At 38.0% G+C, this 22,763-nt stretch carries 17 protein-coding genes and 1 other annotated feature; of the genes, 3 read left to right on the forward strand and 14 right to left on the reverse strand.

From position 1 onward, the window contains the following. Nucleotides 1-40: 40 nt before the first annotated feature. The 3 genes from KYI10_10550 to KYI10_10560 form a co-directional block, all read right to left on the reverse strand. On the reverse strand, nt 41-1,111 hold the full coding sequence (locus KYI10_10550) for a branched-chain amino acid aminotransferase (GenBank protein ID QYA32757.1): 1,071 nt from the start codon (nt 1,109-1,111) through the stop codon (nt 41-43). 192 nt (nt 1,112-1,303) lie between these two features. Beyond that, on the reverse strand, nt 1,304-2,257 hold the full coding sequence (locus KYI10_10555) for an NAD-dependent epimerase/dehydratase family protein (GenBank protein QYA32758.1): 954 nt from the start codon (nt 2,255-2,257) through the stop codon (nt 1,304-1,306). A 174-nt stretch (nt 2,258-2,431) separates the two neighbouring features. Next, nucleotides 2,432-3,622 carry a glycine C-acetyltransferase gene (locus tag KYI10_10560; GenBank protein ID QYA32759.1) on the reverse strand — a complete coding sequence of 397 codons (1,191 nt, stop codon included), beginning with the start codon at nt 3,620-3,622 and terminating at the stop codon, nt 2,432-2,434. 159 nt (nt 3,623-3,781) lie between these two features. Here KYI10_10560 and KYI10_10565 point away from each other — a divergent pair, with 159 nt between their 5' ends. The 3 genes from KYI10_10565 to KYI10_10575 are packed head-to-tail and all read left to right on the forward strand — an operon-like array spanning nt 3,782 to nt 7,285. After that, entirely contained in the window at nt 3,782-4,960 is a 1,179-nt protein-coding gene (locus KYI10_10565; GenBank protein ID QYA32760.1) for an amidohydrolase, read from the forward strand. After that, a complete protein-coding gene (locus KYI10_10570) occupies nt 4,935-6,113 on the forward strand; it encodes an amidohydrolase (protein QYA32761.1) in 1,179 nt (392 codons plus the stop codon). The genes KYI10_10565 and KYI10_10570 overlap by 26 nt, the downstream gene beginning before the upstream one ends. Continuing rightward, nucleotides 6,113-7,285 carry an amidohydrolase gene (locus tag KYI10_10575; protein ID QYA32762.1) on the forward strand — a complete coding sequence of 391 codons (1,173 nt, stop codon included), beginning with the start codon at nt 6,113-6,115 and terminating at the stop codon, nt 7,283-7,285. Before KYI10_10570 ends, KYI10_10575 begins: the two co-directional genes overlap by 1 nt. Nucleotides 7,286-7,339: 54 nt before the next feature. Here KYI10_10575 and tuf read toward each other — a convergent pair whose 3' ends face one another. From tuf to rplA, 11 genes are all read right to left on the reverse strand, one after another. Next, nucleotides 7,340-8,527 carry an elongation factor Tu gene (tuf, locus tag KYI10_10580; protein ID QYA32763.1) on the reverse strand — a complete coding sequence of 396 codons (1,188 nt, stop codon included), beginning with the start codon at nt 8,525-8,527 and terminating at the stop codon, nt 7,340-7,342. A 144-nt stretch (nt 8,528-8,671) separates the two neighbouring features. Next, nucleotides 8,672-10,753 carry an elongation factor G gene (gene fusA / locus KYI10_10585; protein QYA32764.1) on the reverse strand — a complete coding sequence of 694 codons (2,082 nt, stop codon included), beginning with the start codon at nt 10,751-10,753 and terminating at the stop codon, nt 8,672-8,674. 107 nt (nt 10,754-10,860) lie between these two features. Then, on the reverse strand, nt 10,861-11,331 hold the full coding sequence (rpsG, locus tag KYI10_10590) for a 30S ribosomal protein S7 (protein QYA32765.1): 471 nt from the start codon (nt 11,329-11,331) through the stop codon (nt 10,861-10,863). 109 nt (nt 11,332-11,440) lie between these two features. Then, entirely contained in the window at nt 11,441-11,860 is a 420-nt protein-coding gene (gene rpsL, locus KYI10_10595; protein QYA32766.1) for a 30S ribosomal protein S12, read from the reverse strand. 86 nt (nt 11,861-11,946) lie between these two features. Further along, nucleotides 11,947-12,204 carry a ribosomal L7Ae/L30e/S12e/Gadd45 family protein gene (locus KYI10_10600; protein QYA32767.1) on the reverse strand — a complete coding sequence of 86 codons (258 nt, stop codon included), beginning with the start codon at nt 12,202-12,204 and terminating at the stop codon, nt 11,947-11,949. A gap of 463 nt (nt 12,205-12,667) precedes the next feature. Continuing rightward, entirely contained in the window at nt 12,668-16,279 is a 3,612-nt protein-coding gene (rpoC, locus tag KYI10_10605) for a DNA-directed RNA polymerase subunit beta' (GenBank protein QYA32768.1), read from the reverse strand. Between the two features lie 103 nt (nt 16,280-16,382). Further along, the gene (gene rpoB, locus KYI10_10610) at nt 16,383-19,925 is read right to left on the reverse strand and encodes a DNA-directed RNA polymerase subunit beta (GenBank protein QYA32769.1); all 3,543 of its coding nucleotides are present in this window, start codon (nt 19,923-19,925) and stop codon (nt 16,383-16,385) included. Between the two features lie 192 nt (nt 19,926-20,117). Continuing rightward, a complete protein-coding gene (locus KYI10_10615; GenBank protein QYA33972.2) occupies nt 20,118-20,663 on the reverse strand; it encodes a class I SAM-dependent methyltransferase in 546 nt (181 codons plus the stop codon). Between the two features lie 163 nt (nt 20,664-20,826). Beyond that, nucleotides 20,827-21,192, reverse strand: coding sequence for a 50S ribosomal protein L7/L12 (rplL, locus tag KYI10_10620; protein ID QYA32770.1), 366 nt, complete (start codon nt 21,190-21,192; stop codon nt 20,827-20,829). Between the two features lie 55 nt (nt 21,193-21,247). Then, nucleotides 21,248-21,766, reverse strand: a complete 519-nt coding sequence (gene rplJ / locus KYI10_10625) for a 50S ribosomal protein L10 (GenBank protein ID QYA32771.1) — start codon at nt 21,764-21,766, stop codon at nt 21,248-21,250. Nucleotides 21,767-21,803: 37 nt separating this feature from the next. After that, nucleotides 21,804-21,929, reverse strand: a sequence feature (ribosomal protein L10 leader region). 46 nt (nt 21,930-21,975) lie between these two features. Next, nucleotides 21,976-22,671 carry a 50S ribosomal protein L1 gene (gene rplA, locus KYI10_10630; GenBank protein QYA32772.1) on the reverse strand — a complete coding sequence of 232 codons (696 nt, stop codon included), beginning with the start codon at nt 22,669-22,671 and terminating at the stop codon, nt 21,976-21,978. Nucleotides 22,672-22,763: the final 92 nt, after the last annotated feature.

A 22,763-nucleotide genomic window follows, 5' to 3' on the forward strand; every position in this document is an offset into this window, starting at 1 on the left:
TACAAATATGAATATCCATAGTTGAACCACTCCTTAATAATTATTCTGCTGATACACACCATCCAAACGGATCTTCTTTCGAACCACTTTGAATACTAGTATAAGCACTATATAGTTCTTCAGTAATCTTACCTGTATTGCCATCACCAATCGTCAATACATCATCTTTATATTTAATCTCGCCAACCGGTGAGATAACGACTGCTGTTCCTGCACCGAATACTTCTGTTAAACTACCATTCTTTGCATTATCCACAACCTCCTGGATACTAATGCGGCGCTCTTCCACTTCGTACCCTAGATGCTCTGCAAGCTCTAAAATAGATTTTCGTGTAATCCCCGGTAATATACTACCATTCAGTTCAGGTGTAACGAGTTTATTGTTGATAACAAAGAAAATATTCATACTTCCTACTTCTTCAATATAAGCCTGTTCTACACCATCTAGCCACAACACTTGATCATAGCCTAATTTTTCAGCTCTAGACTGTGCAATTAAACTTGCAGCATAGTTTCCTGCTGCTTTAGCAAATCCCACACCACCTCTAACAGCTCTAACATATTCATCTTCAACATAGATTTTCGTTGGCGTTAATTGCCCACCACCATAATATGCACCGACTGGAGATAAAAGAACCAGAAATTTATAGCTGATCGCTGGTCGTACACCTAGGAAAGGTTCATTCGCAAATACAATCGGTCTAATGTATAAAGATTGACCTGCACCACTTGGAATCCAATCTTTCTCGAGTTCAACAAGCTGTTTGAGCGCTTGTACCATTTCTTCAACATCTATCTGGGGTATTTCTAAACGCTCACATGATTGATTCATTCGTTTAAAATTTTGATCAGGTCGAAATAACTGAACACCGTGTTGCGTCTTGTAAGCTTTCAGCCCTTCAAATACTGCCTGACCATAATGAAGCACTTGTGAAGCAGGGCTCATGGAGATTTCTTGATAAGGGATAATTTTTTTGTTATGCCAACCTTCTTCATTTGAGTAATCCATTGAAAACATATAATCTGTAAAAAACTTACCAAATCCTAAGTTTTCAGGATTAGGTTTTTGCTGTTTGTGCATTCGTTCTTCCACTTCAAATACTACTACCATTTCATCCAATCCCTTCAAAATTTATTATTAATGTCACTTAGTATAGCAACTCCAAATTCCTTTTTCAATAAGTTTTTAGAAAATTCTAATTCTTATATACAATTAAAACGCTTCCATTATGCTATTAAAAAAATCCAAAGAGATGGGTAGCTGATACTACTCATTTCTTTGGATTTTTATAAGATTCATCAATTATTTATTTTCTTTTAATTTAATTGCATTTAACATTTCCTTCGTCATTGCATCTAAATCAAACTTAGGATCAAATCCCCACTGTTTCTTTGCTTCTGTTGCATCAATTGAGTCTGGCCAGCTTTGTGCAATACCTTCACGCACTGGATCTACATCATAATCAAGTTCGAAGTCTGGCACTAATTTACGAATGCTTGCAGCAATCATTTCCGGATCAACACTCATTGCAGTTACATTAAAAGCATTACGGTCTTTTAGGTTTTTAGAAGGTGCCTCCATTAACTTAATAATTGCATCAATCGCATCATCCATAAACATCATATCCATGAAAGTACCACTGTTTATGTATGAAGTATATTTACCTTCACGAATTGCTTTGAAGTAAATCTCTACTGCATAATCCGTTGTACCACCACCCGGTTCTTTGACATGTGAGATAAGTCCCGGGAAACGTACGCCACGCGTATCCACATTAAAGCGGTGGAAGTAATAGTCACATAATAACTCACCAGAAACTTTATTTACACCGTACATTGTTGTAGGACGTTGAACTGTAACTTGTGGTGTGTTGTCAGCTGGTGTACTTGGTCCAAATGCACCAATCGAAGACGGTGTAAAGAATTGCATATTATATTTACGTGCAACTTCCAAAGCGTTAAGTAAGCCGCCCATATTTAAGTTCCACGCAAATACCGGATCCTTTTCAGCTGTTGCGGATAAGAGTGCTGCCATATGCATAATCGTGTCAGCATTAAAGTCTGAAGCTAATTTATCCATGCGCTCAGCATCCGTTACATCTAGTTCTTCAAATGGCCCTTCTAATACTTTAGCACCTGCTTCAGGATGACGTAAATCAGTAGCTAATACATTATCCACCCCATAGATTTCTCTTAATTTTAATGTTAATTCTGTACCAATTTGACCCAAAGCACCCGTAATCATAATCTTTTCCATTTCATTCTCCCCTTATACAACTGTATTCCCGAAACGAACAAATAATTAATATATTGACTATTACCCCCTAGATTCTATATTAAAAACGCTTACATGTCCACCATAAGAATACATTTATTTATCTTTTTACATGAACATATATAAAAAAGCTGGAGGTGCACTCCAGCCAATAAACTATTTAATAATGTTTAATTCTTTCCCTACTCGCTCATAGATTGCTAACGCTTCTTCAAGCATTTCTTTCGTATGTGCTGCTGTCGGCATGTTACGTACACGCCCTGTTCCACGTGGCACTGTTGGGAAGACGATAGATTTTGCATATACGCCTTCTTCCATTAAACGTCTAGAGAATTCTTGAGTTGTCTTCTCATCACCGATAATACATGGTGTGATGGGTGTTTCAGAATGACCGATATCAAAGCCTAATTTTTCTAACCCTGCTTTTAAGTAGTCTCCATTTTCCCATAATTTATCATGTAATTCTGTAGATTCCATAAGTATTGTTACTGCTTCCGTAATTGCACGTGTATCAGCTGGTGCTAGAGAAGTAGAGAATAAGAATGGTCGTGAAGCCACTTTTAACCAGTCGATTAAATCTTTAGTTCCTGCTACATATCCACCTACGACGCCGATTGCTTTAGATAATGTCCCGATTTGGAAGTCAATCTTATCTTGAAGACCAAAGTGCTTAACTGTTCCTGCCCCTTTACCCATAACACCTGATCCATGTGCATCATCTACATACGTAATTAATCCAAATTCTTCAGCAATTTCTACGATTTCAGGGAGTTTTGCAACATCTCCATCCATTGAGAAAACACCATCAGTAATATACATCACTTTATTGTATAAACCAGACTCAACCGCTTCTTTTGCTTTTATACGTAAATCAGCCATATCCGAGTGATTAACACGAATAACTTTCGCTTTTGACAAACGACAACCATCAATGATTGAAGCGTGGTTTAATTCATCAGAAAGAATTGCATCATTTTTGTCCATTACTGCGCTAATAGCAGCCATGTTACAGTTGAAACCAGATTGATATACAATCGCAGCTTCTGTCCCTTTGAACTCTGCTAATTTCTCTTCTAATTGCACATGTAAGTCTAAAGTACCATTAATCGTACGAACTGCCCCCGCACCTACGCCATGAGAATCTACCACTTCTTTTGCAACTTTCTTTAAACGCTCATGTGTTGCTAACCCTAAATAGTTATTAGAAGATAAGTTGATAAGTTCTTTACCATCAATCTTAATTTTAGCACCATTTGGTCCTTGTACTACATTAATTTCATTGTATAAACCATTGTCCTTTAGTTCGTCTAAACGCTCCGTTAAGAACGATTGTAAAGCTTTAGTCATAAATTGACACCCCTTTTCATTTTCACTATCATCATAACACAACTATTTTAGGAGTTCTAATGAACGCACTATTGAAATTTTGGTGTTAAGAAGTTTAAATATTCTAAACTTTTTGATACACTAGAAATATTAAATTTTTTTAAAGTAAGGAGCGTTGAAATGGACATTGAACAATTAATCGCTAATGATTTTGATAAGATGGTGGAGATCAGAAGATATCTTCATCAACATCCTGAAATTAGTTTTCATGAAGAAAAGACATACGCATACATATTAAATTCTTTAACGCATCTCAAACATTTCAAAATTAGAGAACATGTGGGTGGTAAAGGTATTGTAGCAAACATATCAAATGGTGAAGGACCATCTATCGCTCTACGTGCGGACTTTGATGCACTGCCGATACAAGACCAGAAAGATGTAGATTATCGTTCTAAAAATGATGGCGTTATGCATGCTTGTGGACATGACGGACATACTTCAATTTTACTCTCTGTTGCAAGACTTCTAAATTCAACTTATGAATTAATAACAGGTTCGGTCACGCTAATTTTTCAATTTGCTGAAGAAGTCGCCCCAGGTGGTGCACATGATATGGTGAATGATGGAGCACTAGCCGGTGTTGATAAAGTTTATGGTAATCATCTATGGTCTCCTTATGAACAGGGTGCTATCTATTCAAGAAATGGTGCGCTAATGGCTAGCCCAGATACATTTCATATTACTGTGCAAGGAAAGGGAGGTCATGGAGCTCACCCCGATACAACAGTAGACGCCATTGTTGTTCTAGCCGAACTCATTATCAATTTGCAGACAATCGTTTCACGTAATGTGGCCCCCACTGAACAAGCTGTCCTGACAATAGGTAAAGTCGTCGCAGGCGATACTTTTAACGTCATCAGTGATAGCGCTTATTGTACAGGTACAGTACGGACTTTTAATCCTGAAGTTAAGGCACTGATTAAGAAAGCGATGGACAGAGAGATTAAAGGCATTACTGCAGCTAAAGGAGCAACGTACACATTCAATTATATCGATGGCTATCCTGCTGTTATTAATGACACGCAATCTGTAGAAGTCATACAGCGTGCTGCACAACATGCAGGTATTGAATACAAAGAAACAGAGCAATTGATGATTGGTGAAGACTTTTCATACTACATACAGCATAAACCAGGTGCATTCTTCTTAACAGCAGCAGGAAATAAAGCAAAAGGGATAACTGCACCTCATCATCATCCACTCTTTGACTTTGATGAACAGGCAATGATTGATGCTGTAAAGTTATTCTTATGTATATTAAAAGAGGAGCATGTGTATGATAACCCTAGTCAATGAATACTATGATGAATTAGTAGCAATAAGAAGACATTTGCACATGCACCCGGAACTCTCTTTCCAAGAAGAAAAAACACCTGAGTATATCGCAGCATTTCTTGAGGAGCAAGGTATTACAGTAGAACGTAATGTCGGTGGTAGAGGCGTTGTCGGTCGGTTAATCAAAGATGAATCACTTCCGACGCTTGCGATACGTGCAGATTTTGATGCATTACCAATACAAGATGAGAAAGATGCACCTTATAAATCGCAAGTCCCTGGCGTGATGCATGCTTGTGGACATGATGCACACACAGCCATACTTATGATCACTGCAAAGATTCTTGCAAAGAACTTCGATAAAATAAACGGGAATCTTGTTTTTATACACCAGCATGCTGAAGAAGTAGACCCTGGTGGCGCGATACAAATGATTGCGGACAATTGTTTGAAAGGCGTAGATGCTATCATTGGTCAACACGTCTCCAGTGATCTAGAAGTAGGAAAATTAGGCTATAAATACGGCACTGCAACTGGCATACCTGATGATTTCTGGATTACAATAAACGGGAAAGGTGGACATGCTGCACATCCTGACACTACAATCGATCCTGTTGCTGCTACTATTAGACTCTGTAATGATCTTCAGTATATCGTTTCACGTAAAACAAGCGCTACTACACCTGCTGTCATATCCGTAACACAGCTACAAGCTGGAGACCAAAATAATGTCATCCCTGATAGTGCTAAAATAGCCGGTACGATAAGAACATTTAATCCGACGACACAAAGATTGATGATAGATGAATTAAAAAGATGTCTCGAAGGACTGGTTACTACGATGGGTATTACTTATGAACTTAAGTATAGTAAAGGCTATCCACCTGTAGTAAATACTATCAATGAGACTGACCTTATTGTTAATGCCGCGAGAAAGATAGAAGATATCGAGGAACTTGTCGAACTAAAACCTTCTCTTGGCGGAGAAGATTTCTCTTACTATTTACAACGTGTTCCGGGTTCTTTCTTCTATACAGGGACACGTAACGAAAACTTTAAAGCCGATTTCCCACATCATCACCCGAAATTTGATATTGATGAGACGGGCATGCTCAATGCCCTTAAAGTATTTTTACAAGCGACTGAAGACTTTTTCAACAAGGAGGATAAATAATGAGCTGGACAGATGAGGTCATTAACTATAGGGAAGAACTTATAGAAATTAGACGTTACTTACATATGAATCCGGAACTCTCTTTTCAAGAAAAAAATACTTCTAAATTTATCGAAGATTATTTAACTGAACTTAATATTCCAATAGTAACAAATGTCGGAGGATATGGCCTATACGGTAAACTTTCAGGACAAGGCGATGGACCAACAGTATTACTCAGAGCAGACTTTGATGCATTACCAATTAATGATCAAAAAGATGTACCTTATCGCTCACGAGTGCAAGGCGTAATGCATGCATGTGGTCATGACGGGCATACTGCAATGTTACTGATTACTGCAAAAATTTTAAAGAAATATGAATCCGAAATTAAAGGGAATGTTATATTATGCTTCCAGCATGCTGAAGAAGTGCTGCCTGGCGGTGCAAAGTCCATGATTGAAGCTGGGATATTAGAAGGTGTAGACTTCGTGTTTGGTACACATTCATCTAGCAGTATGGAAACCGGTGACGTTGGCTTTATTACAGGACCGTCATACGGTCATGCAGATTCATTGAAGATTACTATACAAGGTAAAGGTGGACATGGTGCGACACCTCATGTAACACATGATTCTATAGTAGCAGCAAGCCACTTAATCTCTCAGCTTCAGACAATCATATCACGCAGCGTAGATCCTATAGAGACGGGCGTTGTAACCATTGGTGAGTTTAAAGGTGGAGATGCGTTTAATGTTATTGCAGATCGTGTTACATTAACAGGTACAGTACGCACATACAAAGAGGAGATCAAAAATGTAATTATTCAGCGATTGCATGAAATTTCCAATGGAATAGAAAAAAGCTTCAATGTAGAAATTAATCTTGAATACACCCACGGATATCCTGCACTTGTCAATAGCGAGAAAGAAACATTATGGCTCAAGAATATTGCTAAAAACATTTCATCCATCAATAATGTTGTTACTACCGCTCCTAGTTTAGGCGGTGAAGACTTCGCTTATTTCTTAAAAGAACGTCCGGGATGTTACTTTAATACTGGAGTAAAAAACACGGCAATACAAGCAGATTATCCTCATCATCATCCAAAGTTTGATATGGATGAAAATGGTCTGTTAAATGGTCCCAAAATATTCTTAGCACTCATACAAAAAATGAATGAACTAAAATAAAAAAAAGCTATGAGGCACGCCTCATAGCTTTTTCTATATCACAAAAAGTGATTATTACTTTTCGATTACAGATACAACGCCTGATCCTACAGTACGTCCACCTTCACGAATTGAGAAACGAGTTCCGTCTTCAATCGCGATTGGAGAAATTAATTCAACGTTCATTTCGATGTTATCTCCAGGCATTACCATTTCAGTACCTTCTGGTAAGTTAACTACACCAGTTACGTCAGTTGTACGGAAGTAGAACTGAGGGCGGTAGTTAGTGAAGAATGGAGTATGACGTCCACCCTCTTCTTTAGATAATACGTAAACTTCAGCTTTGAATTTAGTATGTGGAGTAATTGAACCTGGTTTAGCTAATACTTGTCCACGTTGTACGTCTTCACGAGAAACACCACGTAATAAAGCACCGATGTTATCTCCAGCTTCAGCGTAATCTAATAATTTACGGAACATTTCTACACCTGTAACTGTAGTTTTTGATGGCTCTTCAGTTAAACCAATGATTTCAACTTCTTCACCAACTTTAACTTGTCCACGCTCAACACGTCCAGTTGCAACTGTACCACGACCAGTGATTGAGAATACGTCCTCAACTGGCATCATGAATGGTTTGTCAGAATCACGTTCTGGAGTTGGGATGTACTCATCAACTGCGTCCATTAATTCCATGATTTTGTCTTCGTACTCTTCAACGCCTTCTAATGCTTTTAAAGCAGATCCAGCGATTACAGGTACATCGTCACCAGGGAAGTCATATTCAGATAATAAGTCACGAACTTCCATTTCAACTAATTCTAATAATTCTTCATCGTCAACCATGTCAACTTTGTTTAAGAATACTACTAATGCTGGTACACCAACGTTACGTGATAAAAGGATATGTTCACGAGTTTGTGGCATTGGACCATCAGCAGCAGATACTACTAAGATACCGCCGTCCATTTGAGCAGCACCAGTGATCATGTTTTTAACGTAGTCCGCGTGACCTGGGCAGTCAACGTGAGCATAGTGACGTTTGTCAGTTTCATACTCGATGTGTGAAGTATTGATTGTGATACCACGTTCTTTTTCTTCAGGTGCGTTATCGATTTGGTCGTAAGAACGAGCTTCTCCACCTAATTTTTTTGATAAAACAGTTGCGATAGCAGCTGTTAAAGTAGTTTTACCGTGGTCAACGTGACCGATTGTACCAATATTGGCATGTGTTTTCGAGCGATCAAATTTTTCTTTAGCCATTTTGAAATCTCTCCTTAGTTTTAAGTTAATAGTATTTATTACTCATGAGGGATTCTCACCCTCATGAGGGAATTCATAATTCATTTATAAAACATTTAGTGATAAATTGCAATATATTAAGCACGAATGCATAATAAATACAGATTATTCACCTTTGTTTTTCTTAATGATGTCTTCAGCAATTGATTTAGGCACTTCTTCATAGTGATCAAATACCATTGAGTAAGTACCGCGACCTTGCGTATTAGAACGTAAGTTAGTCGCGTAACCGAACATTTCTGCTAATGGTACGAATGCACGAACAACTTGAGCGTTACCACGAGCTTCCATACCTTCAACACGTCCACGACGGCTTGTTACGTCACCCATAATATCTCCCATGTATTCCTCAGGCATAACTATTTCTACCTTCATCATAGGTTCTAAAATTACAGGATCACATTTTTTAGCAGCTTCTTTAAGTGCTAATGAAGCAGCTACTTTGAAGGCCATCTCAGATGAATCGACATCATGGTAAGAACCATCGAATAATTTCGCTTTAACGTCGATTAATGGATAACCAGCTAATACACCGTTTTCCATAGAATCTCTAAGACCTGCTTCAACTGAAGGAATATATTCACGTGGAACTACCCCTCCGACGATAGCGTTTTCGAATACGAATCCGCCGCCAACTTCGTTTGGTGAGAATTCGATATGAACGTCACCATATTGTCCACGACCACCAGATTGACGTGAGAATTTACCTTGAACAGCTGCAGTTGTTTTGAACGTTTCACGGTAAGATACCATTGGCGCACCAACTGTTGCTTCAACTTTAAATTCACGTTTCATACGGTCAACTAAGATATCTAAGTGTAACTCACCCATACCACCGATAATAACTTGTCCAGTTTCCGGATCAGTATGCGCGTGGAAAGTCGGATCCTCTTCTTGTAATTTTACAAGAGCGTTCGTCATTTTATCTTGGTCAGCTTTAGATTTAGGCTCAACAGATAAGTGAATAACTGGTTCCGGGAATTCCATAGATTCTAAGATTACTTGGTTCTTCTCGTCACATAAAGTGTCACCCGTTGTAGTATCTTTTAAACCTACTGCAGCAGCGATATCACCAGAGTAAACTGTTGAAATCTCTTCACGTGAGTTGGCATGCATTTGTAAAATACGTCCAACACGTTCACGTTTACCTTTAGTAGCATTTTGTACATAAGAACCTGAGTTTAATGTACCAGAATATACACGGAAGAATGTTAATTTACCAACGAATGGGTCTGTCATAACTTTAAACGCTAATGCAGCGAAAGGTGCTGAATCATCAGGTTTAGCTATGATTTCTTCATTTTCATCATCAGCAGCATGTCCAACAATTGGCTTAACATCTAATGGTGATGGTAAGTATTCAATTGCAGCATCAAGCATTAACTGAACACCTTTATTTTTGAATGCAGTACCAGCTAATACTGGATAGAATTCAACGTCACAAGTTGCTTGACGAATAGCAGATTTCAATTCTTCAACAGAAATCTCTTCGCCACCTAAGTACTTATCCATTAAATCTTCATTAACATCCGCTACTGCTTCAATTAGTTGTTCACGCATAGCTTCTGCATCTGCTAAATATTCTTCAGGAACATCTGATACTTCAATGTCAGTACCTAAATCATTTGTAAAAGTGTGAAGCTTCATTTCAACTAAATCAACGATTGCATTGAATTGATCTTCAGCACCAATTGGCATTTGAATAGGATGTGCATTTGCTTGTAATCTGTCATGTAACGTGCCTACAGAGTAATTAAAATCCGCACCAGTTTTATCCATCTTATTGATGAATACGATACGAGGTACTCCATAAGTCGTTGCTTGACGCCATACAGTTTCAGTTTGTGGTTCAACACCTGATTGTGCATCAAGTACTGTAACCGCACCATCAAGTACACGTAATGAACGTTCAACTTCAACAGTGAAGTCTACGTGTCCAGGTGTATCGATGATGTTGATACGATGGCCATTCCACTGAGCTGTTGTAGCAGCTGAAGTGATTGTGATACCACGTTCTTGTTCTTGTTCCATCCAGTCCATTTGTGAAGCACCTTCATGTGTTTCACCAATTTTATGGATACGACCAGTATAATAAAGAATACGTTCAGTAGTCGTCGTTTTACCAGCATCGATGTGAGCCATGATACCGATATTACGCGTGTTCTTCAAAGAGAATTCTCTTGCCATGGGTATTCTTTCTCCTTCCAGGATTGGTTTATTTTATAGAAGTATAGCCTAACAGTCACATATAGACAGCAAGCTGCCATGTGCGACTGGAAAGGCTATAATTCATCTTACCAACGATAGTGAGCAAATGCTTTGTTTGCTTCTGCCATTTTATGAGTATCTTCACGCTTCTTAACAGCACCACCAGTGTTGTTAGCAGCATCTAAGATTTCATTAGCTAAACGCTCTTCCATAGTTTTCTCACCACGAAGACGTGAGTAGTTTACTAACCAACGTAAACCTAAAGTCGTACGACGCTCAGCGCGAACTTCTACAGGTACTTGGTAGTTAGAACCCCCAACACGACGAGCTTTAACTTCTAATACAGGCATAATATTGTTGATTGCTTCTTCGAAAACTTCCATTGCATCACGACCAGAACGTTCTTGAACTAAATCGAATGCATTGTATAAGATTTTTTGAGCAGTACCACGTTTTCCGTCAATCATAATTTTATTGATTAATTTAGTAACTAATTTAGAATTATGAATTGGATCTGGTAATACATCTCTTTTTGCAACAGGACCTTTACGAGGCATATTAATATCCTCCTTTCTTAAGTATATTTTTTTGATTGTTTTATGTCTATTAAGAAGGCATCATTTACACAAATGAAATACTGTTAATAGAATTTATCGTTTTTAATGCTTATTTTTTCTCTTTAGGTTTTTTAGCACCGTATAAAGAACGTCCTTGCATACGGCCGTCAACACCTGAAGTATCTAATGCTCCACGTACGATATGGTAACGTACCCCCGGTAAATCTTTTACACGACCTCCACGAATAAGTACTACACTATGTTCTTGTAAGTTATGTCCGATACCAGGAATATAAGCATTAACTTCGATATTATTTGATAAACGCACACGTGCATATTTACGTAACGCTGAGTTAGGTTTTTTAGGTGTCATAGTTCCTACACGAGTACAAACACCACGTTTTTGTGGAGATGCTAAATCTGTAGCTTTTTTCTTATGACTGTTATAACCTTTGTTTAATGCAGGCGCAGTTGATTTTTTAACTTTAGAAGTTCTTGGCTTTTTAACTAATTGGTTAATAGTTGGCATTCTAAATGTCCTCCTCTCTCTTCTTTAATTCCACACATCCAGGTGGTTCATTTTTAAGGTAAATAAAAATTTGTAAGAATACCGCCTTACAAAGCGGGTTTCAAGTGTGCAACGACTGTTGCCCGAACTTGAATTCCATATTGTTTACCCAGCGTTTCTTTCGAATCACTGAATTCAATAGGTATTTCTTGCTGGTATGCTAGTAATAGCACATTAGTTAATAAGTGGATCTCGGTATTCTGTGCAATCACAATATAATCGACAGTTCCTTTCCTAAGTGACTTTAATGTCTCCTTAAGTCCCACAACATATTGACTAGAGTGCATAACTTTTTCATTAGACATCATTATCCTCCAAAGCTATAGAGCTACTCATCAACCTAAACAATATTATCATCTTTTAAGCCATACGTCAACTATATAAAAAATAACATTTAAACAAATCGTTTAAATGTTATTTAAGTGTTATAGGATCATTAACAATTCTTCTATAATCGATGGTGCCATAAGGATGTTCTTTCACGTTTTTCATAGTATCTAGAATTAATACTTCTCTTTTATGAGTAAATATCGGTATCATATATTCTATTTGCACAACTTTCTAAAATTCTATCCTTATTTTCATCAAATGACAAAAAAAGCGACAGTTCTACATAATAATGTCGTCTTTTATAAGAATCTTGAGTTTTAATTAGCACTCTACATCACTTATTTTTTAGCATTATACCATATTATTTAAAATTTGAGTGATTTTTTACTTCTCAAAAATATAAAAAAGACGAGACACGAATGTCTCGTCTTCTTTCACTTAATTATTAACAGTTGTTTCTTCAGTTTCTGCTACAACCTTATCATATTCAACGTCTCTGTAACGTCTCATACCTGTACCAGCTGGAATCAATTTACCGATAATAACGTTCTCTTTAAGTCCAAGTAAGTCATCTCGCTTACCTTTAATTGCAGCATCCGTTAACACACGTGTTGTTTCCTGGAATGAAGCTGCTGATAAGAAACTTTCTGTCTCAAGAGAAGCTTTCGTAATACCAAGTAATACTGGCTTCGCTGTTGCTGGGTGTTTTCTTTCTTTAAACACTTTTCTGTTTGCATCTGTAAATGTATGGATATCTACTAATGCACCAGGAAGTAATGAAGTGTCTCCTGCTTCGATGATACGTACTTTACGTAACATTTGACGTACCATTACTTCTACGTGTTTATCAGAAATTTCTACCCCTTGCATACGGTAAACTTTTTGTACTTCTTTTAGTAAGTAACTTTGTGTTGCATTTAAACCTGCGATTGCAAGTAACTCTTTAGGCTCAATTGAACCTTCAGTCATTACTTCTCCACGCGCGATTTTCTGACCGATTTCAACTTTAAGTCTTGCGTTACCAGGCGCTAAGTACGTACGTACTTCATTTTCACCTTTAACTTTAATTTCTTGCATACGATCTTTTACGATATTAATATCGATGATTTCACCGTTAATTTCAGAAATTACAGCTTGACCTTTCGGATTACGCGCTTCGAATAACTCTTGAATACGCGGTAAACCTTGAGTGATATCGGCACCGGCTACCCCACCTGTATGGAACGTACGCATTGTAAGCTGTGTACCAGGTTCACCGATAGATTGTGCAGCAATTGTTCCAACTGCTTCACCAACTTCAACTTTTTCACCTGTTGCAAGGTTTTTACCGTAACATTTTTCACATACACCGTGACGTGTATTACAAGTAAATGCTGAACGGATATGCATTTCTTCAATGCCAGCATCAACAATTGATTTCGCAATTTCAGGTGTGATTAATTCGTTAGATTGGACTAATATTTCTTTTGTTTCTGGGTGTCTAACTGCCTCTCTTGAATAACGACCTTCAAGACGTTCAATAAATGGTTCAATAAGTTCTGAACCTTCACGAATCGCTGATACAAGTAATCCACGGTCTGTACCACAATCCGGTTCACGAACAATCACATCTTGTGCCACGTCAACAAGACGACGTGTTAAGTAACCAGAATCGGCTGTTTTAAGTGCTGTATCAGCAAGACCTTTACGGGCACCATGTGTCGAGATAAAGTATTCTAATACCGTTAAACCTTCACGGAATGATGATTTGATTGGTAACTCAATGATTCGTCCAGATGGGTTGGCCATCAGTCCACGCATACCTGCTAGCTGCGTAAAGTTAGATGCGTTACCACGGGCACCAGAATCACTCATCATGAAGATTGGGTTTAAGTCATCTAAAGAGTTCATTAACTTCGCTTGAATATCATCTTTTGCTTTTGTCCAGATTTCGATAACAGCTGCATAACGTTCACTCTCAGTAATTAAACCACGCGTGAATTGTTTTGTAACTCTATCTACTTTCTCTTCTGCAGCATCAATAATTTCCTGCTTATCTGGTAATACTACGATATCAGATACACCTACAGTAATACCTGCACGTGATGAATACTTAAATCCTAAGTCTTTCATTCTATCTAACATCATTGAAGTATCTGTTATATGGAACTTATTAAATACTTCTGCAATGATCTGACCTAAGAATTTCTTATTAAAAGGTCTAACAAGTGGTGTTTCATCCAATAATTTGAGAAGTCCTTCTTCAGTAATATCAGTTGCATTGATAAAGTATCTGTCTGGTGTTCTTGTTTCTAAGTTAGATAAAGTTGGTTCATTAATATATGGGAAAGATTCCGGCATAATTTCATTGAATATTACTTTACCAACAGATGTTAACAATAACTGTTTGTTTTGTTCGTCTGTAAATGTAGGATTATTAAATGACCCTGCATAAACGGCGATTCTTGAATGTAAATGAACATAACCATTCACATAAGCCATGATAACTTCATTTGCGTCTTTAAAGATTTTACCTTCACCAATAGAACCTACACGCTCTAATGTTAAGTAATAGTTTCCAAGTACCATATCCTGAGATGGTGTAACTACTGGCTTACCATCTTTCGGGTTTAAGATGTTTTGTGCTGCTAACATTAACATACGTGCTTCAGCTTGTGCTTCTTTTGATAAAGGTACGTGAACGGCCATTTGGTCACCATCGAAATCGGCATTGTAAGCAGTTGTTACAAGCGGGTGAAGACGAATTGCACGTCCTTCAACTAATGTTGGTTCAAACGCCTGGATACCTAAACGGTGAAGTGTTGGTGCACGGTTTAACAGTACTGGATGTTCACGAATAACATCTTCTAACACATCCCATACTTCTGCTTCCATGCGCTCAATTTTACCTTTAGCATTCTTAATGTTTGTAGCAATTTCACGTTCAACAAGCTCTTTCATAACAAATGGCTTAAATAATTCAAGTGCCATTTCTTTAGGAAGACCACATTGATACATCTTTAAGTTAGGTCCTACTACGATAACCGAACGACCAGAGTAGTCTACACGTTTACCAAGTAAGTTTTGACGGAAACGACCTTGTTTCCCCTTAAGCATATGTGACAAAGATTTTAATGGGCGGTTACCTGGTCCAGTAACCGGACGGCCACGACGACCATTATCGATTAACGCATCAACTGCTTCTTGTAACATACGTTTTTCGTTTTGAACGATGATGCCAGGAGCACCTAAATCTAATAAACGTTTTAAACGGTTGTTACGGTTAATGACACGACGATATAAATCGTTCAAGTCACTTGTCGCAAAACGTCCACCATCTAATTGAACCATCGGACGAATTTCAGGTGGGATAATCGGCAGTACATCTAAAATCATCCATGAAGGATCATTTCCTGAGTTACGGAATGATTCTACTACTTCAAGACGTTTAATTGCACGTGTTAAACGTTGACCAGTTGCAGATTCTAGTTCTTCACGTAATGAACGCAACTCTTGATCTAAATCGATATCAAGAAGTAAATCTTTAATCGCTTCAGCACCCATTTTTGCAGTAAATTGACCTGGGAATTTATCATAGTATTCACGATATTCTCTTTCAGATAATAACGTTTTCTTCTCTAGACCCGTTGGCCCTGGATTAATTACCGCATAAGAAGCAAAGTAGATGACTTCTTCTAAAGAACGTGGTGACATGTCTAGTAATAATCCCATACGTGATGGAATGCCTTTAAAGTACCAGATATGTGATACTGGTGCTGCAAGTTCAATGTGACCCATACGTTCGCGACGTACTTTTGATTTTGTTACTTCAACGCCACAACGGTCACAGACCATACCTTTGTAACGTACACGTTTATATTTTCCACAGCTACATTCCCAGTCTTTTGTCGGACCAAAAATCTTCTCACAGAATAAACCATCTCTTTCAGGTTTTAATGTACGGTAGTTAATTGTTTCTGGCTTTTTAACTTCACCGAAACTCCAAGAACGGATTTTTTCAGGTGAAGCGAGACCTATCTTCATGTAATGAAAGTTATTTACATCAATCAAAGCCCTACCTCCTTAGTATATTAAAAATTTTTCTATATCATAATGAAATTTAGAGATGATTCAGCCTCGGCCGAATCATCGGTTAATTCTTCCGAGACAGTGATTATTCAGTGATCTCAGCTTCTGGCATCGGCGCTTTAGCAATATTAATCTTAGAATCAACGAAATCGTCATCTTCTAAATCACGCATTTCAATTTCTTCATCTTTGTTATCCATTACTTTAACGTCTAAACCTAAACTTTGTAACTCTTTCATAAGTACACGGAATGATTCTGGAACACCTGGACGTGGAATGTTTTCACCTTTAACAATTGCTTCATAAGTTTTAACACGCCCTACAGTATCATCTGATTTGTACGTTAAGATTTCTTGTAAAGTATACGCCGCACCGTAAGCTTCAAGTGCCCATACTTCCATCTCACCAAAACGTTGTCCACCAAATTGCGCTTTACCACCAAGTGGTTGTTGTGTAACAAGTGAGTAAGGTCCAGTTGAACGTGCATGTAACTTATCATCAACCATGTGGGCTAATTTAAGCATGTACATTACACCAACTGATACACGGTTATCGAATGGTTCACCAGTACGTCCATCATAAAGTACTGTTTTACCGTCACGTGCCATACCAGCTTCTTCGATTGTTGACCAAACATCTTCATCGTTCGCTCCATCAAATACTGGAGACGCAACATGCAGACCTAAGTTTTTAGCAGCCATACCTAAGTGTAACTCTAATACTTGTCCGATATTCATACGAGAAGGTACCCCAAGTGGGTTTAACATGATGTCGATTGGTGTTCCGTCAGGCATAAATGGCATATCTTCTTCTGGTAAGATACGTGAGATAACCCCTTTATTTCCATGACGTCCACACATTTTATCCCCAACGTGAATTTTACGTTTTTGAACGATGTAAACACGTACTAATTGGTTAACACCTGGTGGTAACTCGTCGCCATCTTCACGATTGAAGACTTTAACGTCTAATACGATACCATCAGCACCGTGTGGTACACGTAATGAAGTATCACGTACTTCACGCGCTTTTTCACCGAAGATTGCATGTAATAAACGTTCTTCAGCCGTTAATTCAGTAACCCCTTTAGGCGTTACTTTACCAACTAAGATGTCACCATCACGTACTTCAGCTCCAACGAAAATGATACCACGATCATCTAAGTTTTTCAGTGCATTATCTGAAACGTTCGGAATGTCACGTGTGATTTCTTCAGGTCCAAGCTTCGTATCACGCGCTTCTGATTCATATTCTTCAATATGGATAGAAGTATATACGTCGTCTTTCACAAGACGTTCGCTCATGATTACAGCATCCTCATAGTTATAACCATCCCAAGTCATAAATCCAACAACTACGTTACGTCCAAGTGCCATCTCACCAAGTTCCATAGAAGGACCATCTGCTAAGATTTCACCTTTCGTTACGATGTCACCAGCTTCAACGATTGGACGTTGGTTGTAACAAGTACCAGAGTTTGAACGTGCGAATTTCGCTAATTTGTATACATCTAAATCTGTTTCGATTTCTTTTCCGCCTTCTTCAACAATACGGCGAACTTTAATTTGACGTGCTTCTACGTGTTCCACACGACCTTTATATTTCGAAACTACTGCAGCTCCAGAGTCACGCGCAGCTACGTGTTCCATACCCGTACCAACAAATGGCGCTTCTGGATTCATTAAAGGTACTGCTTGACGTTGCATGTTCGCACCCATTAATGCACGGTTCGAGTCATCGTTTTCTAAGAATGGGATACATGCAGTCGCTGCAGAAACAACCTGTTTCGGCGATACATCCATGTAATCCATACGTTCACGTGCCATGACTGTGTTATCTCCACGGAAACGACATACAACTTCATCGTCTAAGAACTTACCATTGTCATCTAAACGCGCATTCGCCTGAGCAACTACGTAAGCATCTTCTTCATCTGCTGTTAAGTAGTCAATTTGGCTTGTTACTGTATTGGTCTCGATATCAACTTTTCTATATGGTGTTTCAATGAAACCAAATTCATTTACGCGCGCATAACTTGAAAGTGAGTTGATTAACCCGATGTTTGGGCCCTCAGGTGTTTCAATCGGACACATACGGCCATAGTGAGAATAGTGAACGTCACGTACTTCCATACCAGCACGTTCTCTTGTTAAACCACCAGGTCCTAATGCAGATAAACGACGTTTATGTGTAAGCTCGGCTAATGGATTTGCCTGGTCCATGAACTGAGATAATTGAGAGCTACCAAAGAATTCTTTGATAGATGCAATTACAGGGCGGATGTTGATTAATTGTTGTGGTGTTACAGATTCAGTATCTTGCAAACTCATACGTTCGCGCACAACACGCTCCATACGACTTAACCCAATACGGAATTGATTTTGTAGCAATTCACCTACCGAACGTAAACGACGGTTACCTAAGTGGTCAATATCATCCGTAAATCCAACACCTGCTAGTAAGTTAAAGAAGTAACTTACAGAAGATAAGATATCTGCTGGGGTAATACATTTCACCTCATCATCTGGGAAAGCATTACCAATAATTGTCGTTGTACGTTTCTCTTCATCTCCAGGAACGTAAACTTTAACGGACTGAATTTCAATCGGTTCATCTAATAAGCCATTATCTAAATCATAAACTTTTTGGTTTGCATTGCTTTCTAGCACATCCATAATTTGATCTAAATTACGACGGTCTAATAGTGTACCTTCTTCAGCTACGATTTCACCTGTCTCAGTATTCACAATCGGCTCAGCTAACACTTGGTTAAATAGACGATGTTTTAAATGTAATTTTTTGTTCATTTTATAACGCCCAACGCTTGCTAAGTCATAGCGTTTTGGATCAAAGAAGCGAGAGTATAATAAACTCTTAGCATTCTCAACTGTCGGTGGTTCACCTGGACGTAAGCGTTCATAAATTTCAAGCAATGCAGCTTCTGTTGATTCAGTGTTATCTTTATCTAATGCGTTACGCAAATATTCATTATCACCTAATAGGTCAATAATTTCTTGATCCGTACTAAATCCTAACGCACGGAGCAACACCGTAATTGGAAGTTTACGTGTACGATCAATACGTACAAATACAACATCCTTCGCATCAGTTTCATATTCAAGCCATGCACCACGGTTAGGGATTACAGTCGCACCGAAGCTGACTTTACCGTTTTTGTCTACTTTGTCATTGAAATAAACTGACGGTGAACGAACAAGCTGAGACACGATAACACGTTCGGCACCGTTAATAACGAACGTACCTGTATCAGTCATTAATGGGAAATCACCCATAAATACTTCTTGTTCTTTCACTTCACCTGTTTCTTTGATGATTAAACGAACCTTAACACGAAGTGGTGCAGCATAAGTTGCATCACGGTTTTTCGATTCATCTAAATCGTACTTTGGTTCACCTAATTTGTAATCTACAAACTCTAATGATAAGTTACCTGTGAAGTCTTCAATCGGAGAAATGTCTTTAAACATTTCGATTAAACCTTCTTTTAGGAACCAATCATAAGATTTCGTTTGAATCTCGATTAAGTTAGGTAGTTCTAGAATTTCGGAAATTCTCGCATAACTTCTACGTTTACGATGTCTTCCGTATTGGATAAGTTGACCTGTCAACAGATTCACCCCTCAAAAAATTGTGGTGCACACTTATTCATATAGCGTTGTTAAGACAAAAAGAAAACGGAAATCAGATCATTCCATTTTCATTTTCTTTTGCTCATCCGACATCTATAAAAGATAGAAAAGTGCACACTTATTCATTTAAAATTTTACATTCTATTACTATAACAGACAGATTGTATAAGGTCAACCTTTTACACTCTTTAATATATAGTAGCCTTTATCTTTCTTAAGCACTGTGACATTACCAAAAACCTCATCCATCTTTTTCCTCGCTGATGGCATCCCTTGTTTCTTTTGTATTACAACATATAGTGCACCTCGATGTTCTAATATGTTATAACTATCTGAAAGAATGCGATGTACAACATCTTTACCCGCACGAATAGGCGGGTTTGTAATAACTGCATCAAACTGTTCAGTTACTTCATTTAAACCATCGCTTTTATAAATCATGGCGTTATTAATTTTGTTTGTCACGGCGTTTCTTTCTGATAAAGCTAACGCACGCGTATTCACATCCACCATATGTACTGTTGATTCTGGGAAATGATTTGCTACCATCAATCCCATCGTACCGTATCCACATCCTACATCTAAAATACGTTCAGGTTGTGCATCATCCAAAAATGTTTGTACAAGTAATTTTGATCCGAAATCGACGCCGCCTTTAGAAAACACACCGGCATCGGTCGTAAGTTTTAAGCTATGACTCCCCATATTAAAATCGATTGTACTTTCATGACTTGCTACCGTTTGTTCTTCACTATAATAATGACTCACTCTGACACCTCACTTATTTCAACTCAGCGCAATGCGCGCTCAGTTGAAATTATACTAATATAAAGCAAGAAAAACCCGTTATATACATAACGGGTTTTAAACAAAAGAGAAATTATTTAACTTCTACAGTTGCTCCAGCTTCTTCTAATTTAGCTTTTAATTCTTCAGCTTCGTCTTTAGAAACAGCTTCTTTAACAACTTTAGGAGCGTTGTCAACTAAGTCTTTAGCGTCTTTTAATCCTAAACCAGTTGCTTCTTTAACAGCTTTAACAACTTTGATTTTTGAAGAACCAGCAGATACTAATTCTACGTCAAATTCAGTTTTCTCAGCAGCAGCACCTTCGCCACCAGCAGCACCAGCTACAGCTACAGGAGCAGCAGCAGTTACACCAAATTCTTCTTCGATTGCTTTAACTAAATCGTTTAATTCTAAAACTGACATTTCTTTAATCATTTCGATAATTTTTTCGTTAGACATGTTTTATTCCTCCATTTAAATTTTAATTAGTTTTTATGAAACTTGTTTTAAGAGCTTACGCTTCTTCAGCAGCAGTTTCTTCTCCGCCTTGTTGCTCTCCAACCGCTTTAACTGCATATGCGAAGTTGCGGATTGGTGCTTGTAATACTGAAAGAACCATAGAAATAAGTCCTTCTTTTGATGGTAAAGATGCAATAGCTTTAACATCTTCAGCAGACGTTACAGTTCCTTCGATGATACCAGCTTTAATATCTAACGCTTCGTTTTCTTTAGCGAAATCAGCGATAATTTTAGCTGGAGCAACAACTTCCTCAGTTGAGAATGCGATAGCGTTTGGACCTGTTAAGAATTCATCAATTCCTTCAATTCCAGCAGCAACAGCAGAACGACGAACTAAAGTGTTTTTATATACTTTGAATTCCACGCCAGCTTCACGAAGTTGTTTACGTAGTTCTGTTACTTGCGCAACTGTTAAACCACGGTAGTCAACGATGATTGTTGATACTGAATTTTTTAACTGTTCAGTAATCACGTCAGCTTTTTGTTGTTTGATTTCGATCGCTTTTGTACTCATTGTGACACCTCCATTAAGATTTTCGTGCTTTTCTAATAAGAGTATTAAAAAAGCACTTTTCACCCATGGCAAAAAGTGCTTGAAATGTTCAAGTCAAATTTCACCTCGGTAGGATTATTAAGCTTAACGCCCCTACTGTCTTAGGTTATTTATAAAATACAAATTACACTATATCGTGAAACTTGAATCTTGTCAATTGTTTTTAAAAATTAGTTTCTTACTTCTGATGGGTCGATTTTAATACCAGGGCCCATAGTTGTTGTTACAGCAACTGTTTTGAAGTAAGTACCTTTAGATGAAGCTGGTTTAGCTTTAGCTAAAACATCTTTAAGTGTGTTAAAGTTTTCAACTAATTTATCAGCATCAAATGATACTTTACCGATTGCAGCATGAACGATACCAGATTTCTCAGCACGGTATTCTACTTTACCAGCTTTGATTTCTTGAACCGCTTTCGTTACATCCATAGTAACTGTTCCAGTTTTAGGGTTTGGCATTAAACCTTTAGGTCCAAGTACACGACCAAGTTTACCAACTTCTCCCATCATATCTGGAGTTGCAACGATAACATCAAAATCGAACCATCCTTGGTTAATTTTATTGATGTATTCTGAATCACCAACGAAGTCAGCACCTGCTGCTTCAGCTTCTTTTAATTTTTCACCTTTAGCAAATACTAATACACGTTGAGTTTTACCAGTACCATTTGGAAGTACTACAGCCCCACGGATTTGCTGATCGTTTTTACGCACGTCAATTCCTAGACGGAATGCAACTTCAACAGATGCATCAAAGTTAACAGTGCTCGTTTCTTTCGCAAGTTTGATTGCTTCTTCTACAGAGTAGAATTTTGTGCTATCAACTTTTTGAGCGGCTTCTTGATATTTTTTACCTTTTTTAGCCATTGTTCATTTCCTCCTTATAGTGGTTTTAGCGGAATTTCCTCCCACGGGCATTGCTATATACAATGCAAGAGCAGACGAGTTAACGTCTGCTT

It is taken from the genome of Macrococcus sp. 19Msa1099, assembly GCA_019357535.2.
Classification (GTDB): Bacteria; Bacillota; Bacilli; order Staphylococcales; family Staphylococcaceae; genus Macrococcoides; species Macrococcoides psychrotolerans.

Bases quoted from the DNA above. Each gene is read 5' to 3' on its own strand.
- KYI10_10575 (QYA32762.1), top strand. From the start codon at position 6,113: ATGAGCTGGACAGATGAGGTCATTAACTATAGGGAAGAACTTATAGAA.
- rplA (QYA32772.1), bottom strand. From the start codon at position 22,671: ATGGCTAAAAAAGGTAAAAAATATCAAGAAGCCGCTCAAAAAGTTGAT.
- KYI10_10570 (QYA32761.1), top strand. From the start codon at position 4,935: ATGTGTATGATAACCCTAGTCAATGAATACTATGATGAATTAGTAGCA.
- KYI10_10555 (QYA32758.1), bottom strand. From the start codon at position 2,257: ATGGAAAAGATTATGATTACGGGTGCTTTGGGTCAAATTGGTACAGAA.
- tuf (QYA32763.1), bottom strand. From the start codon at position 8,527: ATGGCTAAAGAAAAATTTGATCGCTCGAAAACACATGCCAATATTGGT.
- KYI10_10550 (QYA32757.1), bottom strand. From the start codon at position 1,111: ATGGTAGTAGTATTTGAAGTGGAAGAACGAATGCACAAACAGCAAAAA.
- KYI10_10600 (QYA32767.1), bottom strand. From the start codon at position 12,204: ATGTCTAATGAAAAAGTTATGCACTCTAGTCAATATGTTGTGGGACTT.
- rpsL (QYA32766.1), bottom strand. From the start codon at position 11,860: ATGCCAACTATTAACCAATTAGTTAAAAAGCCAAGAACTTCTAAAGTT.
- rplL (QYA32770.1), bottom strand. From the start codon at position 21,192: ATGTCTAACGAAAAAATTATCGAAATGATTAAAGAAATGTCAGTTTTA.
- rplJ (QYA32771.1), bottom strand. From the start codon at position 21,766: ATGAGTACAAAAGCGATCGAAATCAAACAACAAAAAGCTGACGTGATT.
- fusA (QYA32764.1), bottom strand. From the start codon at position 10,753: ATGGCAAGAGAATTCTCTTTGAAGAACACGCGTAATATCGGTATCATG.
- KYI10_10560 (QYA32759.1), bottom strand. From the start codon at position 3,622: ATGACTAAAGCTTTACAATCGTTCTTAACGGAGCGTTTAGACGAACTA.
- rpsG (QYA32765.1), bottom strand. From the start codon at position 11,331: ATGCCTCGTAAAGGTCCTGTTGCAAAAAGAGATGTATTACCAGATCCA.
- KYI10_10565 (QYA32760.1), top strand. From the start codon at position 3,782: ATGGACATTGAACAATTAATCGCTAATGATTTTGATAAGATGGTGGAG.